The following is a 7833-nucleotide window of genomic DNA, read 5'->3' as shown; positions in this document are numbered from 1 at the left end:
GAGGTATGGTGGGCACAAGTGCAAGAAAGTGGAATTAAGCCATTGAAAGAGTTCGCACGAAAACTGAGGCCTTATCTTCACGGTATTATTGGATCGGCAAGTTATCCGCTCAACACCTGCACATTGGAAGGGATAAACAACAAAATAAAGTTAATCAAGCGAATGGGGTATGGGTATCGAGATACAGACTACTTCTTCTTGAAGATAAAAGCGGCTTTCCCCGGAAAGCCGCGATGAACCTAAAAAAAGAGCGCCCTAGAGCGCTCTTTTTATTGGGTTATTTATTTGCGGTTCGTTTACCCAGCCAATAACCGATACCTAACGGTGCGAAGAACACCACCAAGATAAACAGAATAAAGTAGATAATCACACCTTTGATTAGCTCCATTAGCTTATCAATCGCGAGTACAACCACTTCTTGCGAAACGCGATCTAAATCTTGAGTGAACAATTCTCTTTCTGATGTCACGATACCCGCGATCTCGATACGCTCTTTCTCGATCATCTGAACTAACGCTTCTCTTTCACGTGTCACCATCTTTTCTAACGCCACACGCTCATCGCTCAGCATAGCCAGTTTTTGGTCTGTTTTATCGCTAAGATCATTAAGCAGCGGCTGCATTTCCGCCGACATAATAGAAGCCAGTGTTTGCATGTATTCAGGATTATTCTCAATGAAATCCTGCATACTTGCTGACGTTTGGCGAAGGCTTTCTAGTGTCATCGACAAATCCTCACCCGTCAGTGAGCTATTCATCGCTACTAATTCTGCTTTCCAAGACATCAGTTTTGGCGTTTGGTCCGCCATCAGGCTTAAACGCTCGGATGCATCGCTCATCGCTTCTGGCATGGTACCTAGGCTCTGAACAATCTGTGATTCATCTTTGCCAAGGTAAGTTAGCCATTCTCGATAAGCAGGCTTGCTTCTGAACGTTAGGTCGTTAAATGGGTTGCTCGCAACAAACTCAGCAACGAATGCTTTGCTCTTCTTAAAGTCACTCGAGCTTAGAACGCCCTTTGCTAGCTTTTCTGCTTCTTGGTCGAGAGAGCGCGCAGTGTTAACCGCATGATCTGTCGTGAACAGATTCGATCCTTCACCTTCGGCATAGAATTGATTCATTTGCGCAGTAAACACCCAAGTATCGATGAGCGCGGACATCGGAGAGGTTTGGTAAGCCGATTGCTGTAAGCCCTGCTCAGCATGGATCTTCCAAAGCAAAACATAAGATTGATGTAAGGTGTCATCAGCAGGATAAGATTGCGCGATTAAATCAGCCGAGTCTTCAACTTGTGTAAAAAACAGCTTTGCGTATTCACGCGTCATGAGCCGAGCATTCAGCTCTTGTTGAGTGAGAGGCGTCGTTTGACTATCTAACTTAACTTCCAATAGAGAACAACCACTTAGCACAATACTAAGCACCAACACCATCCAACTTCGACTCGAAACTCGTAACATATAAACCTCTGACAAAGACTAAGGGCGCGGATTGTATGAACACTTCGTCAGAGTATTGTCAAAACTCCCGCAAAAGTTAACGCTGATTATCTAAATATTCGACAGCGGAATCCACAGAGGCTTTTATCGCAAGCTCGAGTTCATTCAAGTCGTGTTCGCTGATCGCTCGAGATTGTTTCATTGTCATCTCAATACTTGCGGCAATAATGGCTAATCGCGACGCTTTAATACTACCTGCCACACCTTTTAGGCTATGTACAACACGTGCGGCCGAGGTTTCATCGTTAATCAGTAGCGCTTTAAACTTCTCATAGTCGTCCGCATGGTCTTGAACAAACACCCCAAGCAACAATTCAACCGACTCTGCATCGCCATCGAGTGTTTCGAGCATCTCTTCAATATCAATCGCTGGTTTCGAATCCGTCACGCTAGCAACGTGTCGCTCAGCTGTTGGCGTCTCAATCGTATTTGGTTGACTTTCAATGTTCATATTCTGTTGCTGTAGATAGTCTGATGACTCGTTCACTACCGTTTCTGGTACCTCTTGCTCAGCCTCGTGCTGCCCGGTTGCCAAAGGAGATGAATCACCGCTGCTTTCTGAAAACAGTTCCTCATCCTTATCAGAAAATTGAACAACCTTTTCTTCGCTAGGTTCAGGAGAGATATTCTGGTCAGCTGTAAATTGCGAAGAGGCCTTTCTCACGCTCACGCTCCAAACAATCAGAGCGATCATAGCAGCCAAGCTCAGACCTAACATTGCGACCAGCAAATTAAACTGGCGCTCATGATATTCTGACTCTAACTTAATGATCTGCTTGTTCACCGAATTCTGCTTAATCTTATCGACTAAAAAGTTCAGCTGTGCGTAATCTACGAGCAATGCGGAAGCATCAGCCAGTAGTTGTTGAATCGCATCTTGCTCTGGCGTTTTCAACTTGTAAGATTTCTCGAGAATAGAATCAAAAGCTCGGTAAGTCGCCGATGAGCTTTGGCTATCTGAGTACATCGCCTCAAACACCACTACACCAAATTCATTTAGCAACGGTTTTAACTTGGGAGATAGTTGCTTGTCTGCGCGTAAAAGCTTGATGTTATCGACAATCTCTTGAACCTGACTTTCGATTGGAATGAACTCGTCAAATTTGTCCAAGAACTGGTCTGCCACATAAAGCAGTTGGTTTACGTCAGGGCGAAAAAATGCGTTTTGGAAATCGGATTCGATCTGAAGTCGAATCGAATAAACTAATTGAGCGTCAAGAGCTAACTCATTGATGCGTGAGACGCGAAGTGGTTCCGAGAAATAGAGTGACTGTCTTAATTCGTTAACGCGAATACCCAGCTCTTCGATTTGAGCAAGAGAGTTGGTGTAGGAACGGCTTAGGTTGAGAAGTGCCAATGAAGGAAGTAGCCACAGAACCAAAATCACAACTAAAAAAGTGGCTGGTTTATTAAAGCGAGTGGGCTTTGCTACTGATTGTTCCATCTATATTCCTTGTGCGTGTTAACTTGAAGCCATTATTGCTATGGCGAAGACACAAAGCACAAAAACAAGCGACAGCATCCTACTGCCGCTTACTATTCACTTCGGACTATGACTTATTACGAGTCAGTTGGTCACGTAAGTTTGGCGGTGTGCCTTTAATCGTTAGCGTATCTGTCTCCGGATCGTAGAAGATACGTTCGCCTAGAAGCAGACTATCAAAACTAACATTCAAACCGCCACCAGCACCAACAAATTTTGTTAGTTTACGCATAGTTGCGCGATCTGCAGGGAAGCTGTCTTCTAACTCGTAGCCTTGCTCACTAGTATAGTCAAAGAAGCTGGTGCCATCTGAGCTTGCTGGTAATTCACCAGACAGTTCACGCACTTGAACCTCATCACCCGCTTTTAACTGCTCGTTACAGTAATCAGCAACCTGCTTTTTGTAGCTGATCGCTTCCTCTTTCTCTAATTTAGAATCAGAAACAAAATCTTCTACCGCTTGCATTAGCACCTGGTTTTGCAGTTTTGCATCCAGACCTACTTCCGCTTGAAGAAAATCTAAGAAGAAGTCAGCCACTTTACGACCAACACGTCCTTTGATGTACGTTAGGTAACGGTTTGACTCTTTGTCTGTCTCGTAAGTAGAAAGATCTAAGCGAGCGGCGATGTCCATTTTAGAGATATCTAAGTAGTCAGTCGCACTGATATCCAGCCCTTCTGTCACCTTCAAGCTCTGGTTTGAAGGCAGTAGACCAATGAAAAGGTAATCAGTTGCAAGTGACTGATATTCAGCCATTACCAAGATGCCTTCATCAGCAAATGGGTATTTTGAAAGCTCGTCTTTTAGACGTTGCGCACTCTTTTGAGAAAAATCGTAAAAGTTTGTCTCACCAGCGCGAAGTTGATGCAACCACTGTTGGAATTCGCTGTCAGATTTGAAAGAGCCAAACCCTTTGCCTGCTTTTGAGTTAAAAACACGATGAAGTTCAGCAACTAGGCTTTCAGAAGAAGCATCGTTTTCTAGAGATTCAGCACGATAGTTAACAATCAGTTCTTCCTGATCGTTCTTGCTCAGCTGGTGTAAAATTACGTTGGAAAGGTGAAGGCTCATAGTGAAAATATTACCGTTCAGGTTTCAGTTGTCGTGCATAGTAGGTTATCATAAGCCGCTTTTACTATCATTATTAGAGTCCTTATGCCGATTATATCTAAATACACAGATGAACAAGTTGAAAAAATCCTAGCTGAAGTAGGTGCTGTACTATCTAAGCACAAAGCTTCACCAGAACTTTCACTGATGATCGCTGGAAATATCGCAACCAATGTCTTAAATCAGAACGTTGCTGCTTCACAACGCAAAGGAATTGCTGAAAAATTTGCCGAGGCTTTAATTTCTTCTCTTGAAGATAAAAAGTCTCACTAAATTTGATTGACGGATAAAAGAATTATAAATGGTAGACAGCGCAAACTCATATAGCGATCGTGTATCTCGACTGGTTGGTTGGGGTCACTGGTTTGCATTTTTCAACATCATTGCTGCGATGTTGATTGGTACTCGTTATATCACTCAATCTGCTTGGCCAGAAACCCTGCTGGGTCAATTCTACTTGGCTGCTTCATGGGTTGGTCATTTCGGCTTTTTGGTATTTGCGCTCTATCTATTAGTGCTGTTCCCGCTCACATTTATTCTTCCGTCGAGGAAGTTATTACGTTTGGTTGCCGTTTGCTTTGCGACCATAGGTTTAACTGTCCTGTTGATTGATACTCAAACGTATCAAAATATAAACCTCCACCTGACGCCTGTCGTGTGGGAGGTTTTATTCAGTGGAGAGGAATCTGCATTTACGTCTGATTTGCAGCACCTCTTCATTGTTATGCCGCTTATTTTCTTATTGCAACTTGGCCTATCTGAATGGGTTTGGCGTAAGCAGCGAAAACTTTCTCATAAACACATCGGCCGTCCAATTACCGCCGTCTTCTTCTTGTGTTTCATCAGTAGCCACCTGACTTACATGTGGGCTGATGCGTACTTCTATAACCCAATTACGAGCCAAAAAGCGAACTTCCCACTGTCTTACCCAATGACAGCGAAAAGCTTTATGGAGAAACATGGTCTGTTAGACCGTGAAGAATATTTAGAGCGTTTAGAAGCGAACAAAGGCAATGTAAACCTTGTTAGCTACCCGCTAGAAGAAATTCAGTACAACCGCCGCAGTGATGATTTGAACATCCTGATGGTGAGTGTGAATAACCTGCGCGCAGATGCTCTTAACGAAACATCAATGCCAAACAGCTACGCATTTGCACAACAGTCGATCAATTTCACCAATCATTACAGTTCTAGCAACGACATGTTTGGTATTTTTGGCTTGTTCTATGGCCTTCCTAGCAGCTACGCAAGCAGCATTGAAGCTCAAGGTGCGAGTTCAGTTCTGTTGGATGTATTAGATAACCACAATTACAAGTTTGCTGCATTCAGCGGTGACAACTTTGACGATGCACTGTACTCGGACATCATCTTCCGAGGCCGTAAAATCATGTCAGAGCAAGCGACGTTTAATGACCACAGTGCAATCCAAGCCTGGTCAAACTGGGTGGAATCACCGAAAGCTAAACGTCCTTGGTTCAACTTTATTGAGCTGACAACACTGGACAACTTTGCAAGCTCAGAAGCAGAGTCAGATTCAGCGTTAACAACAGCAGAACGTTTTGCTGCCGATTACCAAAAATCAGCTCAAGCGGCGGACACACAGCTTGCAACCATCTACGCTGAATTGGAACGCTTAGATCTTATCGATAATACGGTAGTTATCATTACCTCTAATCACGGTACTGAGTTTAACGAAACCAAGACTAACAGCTGGGGTGCAAACTCTAACTACAGCCGTTATCAGCTGCAGGTTCCTCTGTTTATCAGCTGGCCAGGTAAATCAGCGTCTGAGTACACTCACCGCTCTAGCCACTTAGATATTTCAGTAACACTAATGCAAGAGCTACTGGGTGTATCTTCAAACCCAACTGACTTTAGCAGCGGCCGTAGCTTGTTTGATGAGCGTAAGAGAAAATGGGTTCTTGCGGGTGATTCTCGTGAGTTAGCACTAGTGACAGATAAGCAAACTACGGTGTTAGATAAGTTTGGTAACTACAAGTTGTACGACCAAGATTACCAACGACTAAAAAATGTAAGCCCTCGCTTACCAGTTCTAATGCAAGGTCTTACTGAATTACAGCGATTCTACGCAAAGAATGATTAAATGATCACCAAACAAAAAAGGGAAGCCAGTTGCTTCCCTTTTTTATTGCCGTTAATGCCTAGAAAACAAGCAACAGAACAAATTTATGTAAATTAGGGGTTTACAAGATCCTCATGCCCTTATATTATTCACGCCACTGGAGGGATGGCTGAGTGGTCGAAAGCACCGGTCTTGAAAACCGGCAACCGTTAATAGCGGTTCTAGGGTTCAAATCCCTATCCCTCCACCACATTAGAGAAAGCCGCTGAGAAATCAGCGGCTTTTTTACATCTGGGATTTACGACTTCTCTTTACGCTTCCCCCTCAGACTAAGTAAACTTAAGTAGCCGTTAATAACGTAGACTCACGGTTATCTCGCCTTCCCCCCTTTGTCACCTAGCTAAGCTCTCAACTAAAGATTCCAGTTATTATCTATCTAGTTCACGACTCTCGTGACTCATGCCGTTCTTTAGCATTCGCTTTTAACTTTTAGCTATCCGTTTTTAGTTGTTGGTTACGATAAAACATCAGCAAAGCGCACGATAAATGGCCATTCAATACAAAAATATCGAAAAGCGTTCATAAATAAAGCAGTCAGTTAATAAGGGTATTTACAAGCCAAAGCCACCCTTATATTATACGCGGCATCGGAGGGATGGCTGAGTGGTCGAAAGCACCGGTCTTGAAAACCGGCAACCGTTAATAGCGGTTCTAGGGTTCAAATCCCTATCCCTCCACCACTATTCATCAAAAAAAGCCTTTGATTATCAAAGGCTTTTTTTGTATCTGTAAGACTTGAATTTGCTTCGAAACAACGAGGTAAGTCAATGTATATACAAAAATCTCCCCACGGCGTCTATTACGCACGGATTTGTACTCCAGCACAGTTGAAAGCGTTGGGATTCCCATTCGATCTAAAAATCAGCCTTCGAACAAAAGACCCTAAGCTAGCTAAAGTCATTGGCTTAAGCCTTGTCAGTGCTGTCAAAGAGGCCTTTCGTACTACAGATTCTCTGTGCTTTTCAGAGTTTCAGTTGCATCTAAAAGGCATCTTGTCCCACCATCTGAACTTACAATCACAGAAGCAGGATGATCGCTTACATTTAGGTTGTATACCTTCTATAAGTCATACTTCTAAGCGTTTGAGTGAAGAAAAGCATTGGAGTGAAGCGTTAGAACACTTTCTAGAGTTCAAAGGGGTTCAAGGGGTCAGTGCATTGACTGTCCATCAGTTGAAACAGCGCATTACCTTTTTCTTTGAGAGCACAGCGCTATCTGGTTTATCAACAATAACTGCAATGACACTGATGGAGTACATTAAGACTCTCAATAGCTCTAGTCTTTCAGCGAAAAGCTGTAAAGATTATTACGCGGCGTTAAGTCAATTTATACGTTGGTGTGCGACCATGTCTTTGATTGAAAGAAACGTGTCTGCAGATATCAAAGCGACTTTCAAGAAGTCTATAAAAGCTGATCTGCTCCAGCCAGACTGGACACTTCATTAAGCGACATTTTGTTGTTCAAAGTTAACTGGGCTTAGATACCCAAGAGCACTGTGCCTTCTCGTTCGATTATAATCAACCTCTATGTACTCGAAGATCGTTTGGCGCATCTGCTCTCTCGTCATAATCGGCTCATATTGGATCGCTTCCACTTTCATA

Annotated in this window: 8 protein-coding genes and 2 tRNA genes; 6 read left to right on the top strand and 4 right to left on the bottom strand. The window is 43.3% G+C overall.

What is annotated here, in order from left to right:
• A partial coding sequence (locus L1D55_RS26310; protein WP_239916214.1) for a transposase occupies window positions 1-237 on the top strand: 237 nt, incomplete at its 5' end.
• Window positions 238-277: 40 nt separating this feature from the next.
• Here the strand turns inward: L1D55_RS26310 and L1D55_RS26305 are convergent.
• The 3 genes from L1D55_RS26305 to yejK form a co-directional block, all read right to left on the bottom strand.
• Window positions 278-1456 (bottom strand): chemotaxis protein, encoded by a 1179-nt coding sequence (locus tag L1D55_RS26305; protein WP_239919424.1) that lies wholly within the window; start codon window positions 1454-1456, stop codon window positions 278-280.
• A gap of 76 nt (window positions 1457-1532) precedes the next feature.
• Window positions 1533-2939 carry an Hpt domain-containing protein gene (locus L1D55_RS26300; protein WP_239919423.1) on the bottom strand — a complete coding sequence of 469 codons (1407 nt, stop codon included), beginning with the start codon at window positions 2937-2939 and terminating at the stop codon, window positions 1533-1535.
• 106 nt (window positions 2940-3045) lie between these two features.
• Entirely contained in the window at window positions 3046-4050 is a 1005-nt protein-coding gene (gene yejK, locus L1D55_RS26295) for a nucleoid-associated protein YejK (RefSeq protein WP_061033755.1), read from the bottom strand.
• A gap of 84 nt (window positions 4051-4134) precedes the next feature.
• Here yejK and L1D55_RS26290 point away from each other — a divergent pair, with 84 nt between their 5' ends.
• The 5 genes from L1D55_RS26290 to L1D55_RS26270 all read left to right on the top strand — a co-directional run bounded on the left by L1D55_RS26290 (window position 4135) and on the right by L1D55_RS26270 (window position 7677).
• Window positions 4135-4362: a YejL family protein gene (locus tag L1D55_RS26290; RefSeq protein ID WP_004740674.1), complete on the top strand. Its 228-nt coding sequence runs from the start codon at window positions 4135-4137 to the stop codon at window positions 4360-4362.
• A 28-nt stretch (window positions 4363-4390) separates the two neighbouring features.
• Window positions 4391-6193 (top strand): DUF3413 domain-containing protein, encoded by a 1803-nt coding sequence (locus L1D55_RS26285; RefSeq protein WP_239919422.1) that lies wholly within the window; start codon window positions 4391-4393, stop codon window positions 6191-6193.
• Between the two features lie 138 nt (window positions 6194-6331).
• A tRNA-Ser gene (locus L1D55_RS26280) sits at window positions 6332-6422 on the top strand.
• A 399-nt stretch (window positions 6423-6821) separates the two neighbouring features.
• Window positions 6822-6912: transfer RNA gene (locus tag L1D55_RS26275), tRNA-Ser, on the top strand.
• A gap of 87 nt (window positions 6913-6999) precedes the next feature.
• Complete coding sequence (locus L1D55_RS26270; RefSeq protein ID WP_239919421.1) at window positions 7000-7677, top strand: DUF6538 domain-containing protein; 678 nt, start codon at window positions 7000-7002, stop codon at window positions 7675-7677.
• Here the strand turns inward: L1D55_RS26270 and L1D55_RS26265 are convergent.
• Window positions 7674-7833, bottom strand: a 160-nt coding sequence (locus L1D55_RS26265; protein WP_239919203.1) for an IS3 family transposase, incomplete at its 5' end; no start/stop codon positions are given. The two genes, L1D55_RS26270 and L1D55_RS26265, sit on opposite strands and share 4 nt — an antisense overlap.

This window comes from Vibrio sp. Isolate22 (assembly GCF_022398115.1).
Lineage (GTDB): Bacteria > Pseudomonadota > Gammaproteobacteria > Enterobacterales > Vibrionaceae > Vibrio.
Note: the sequence above shows the minus strand (reverse complement) of the source record. Positions and strands in the feature narration are given on the sequence as shown.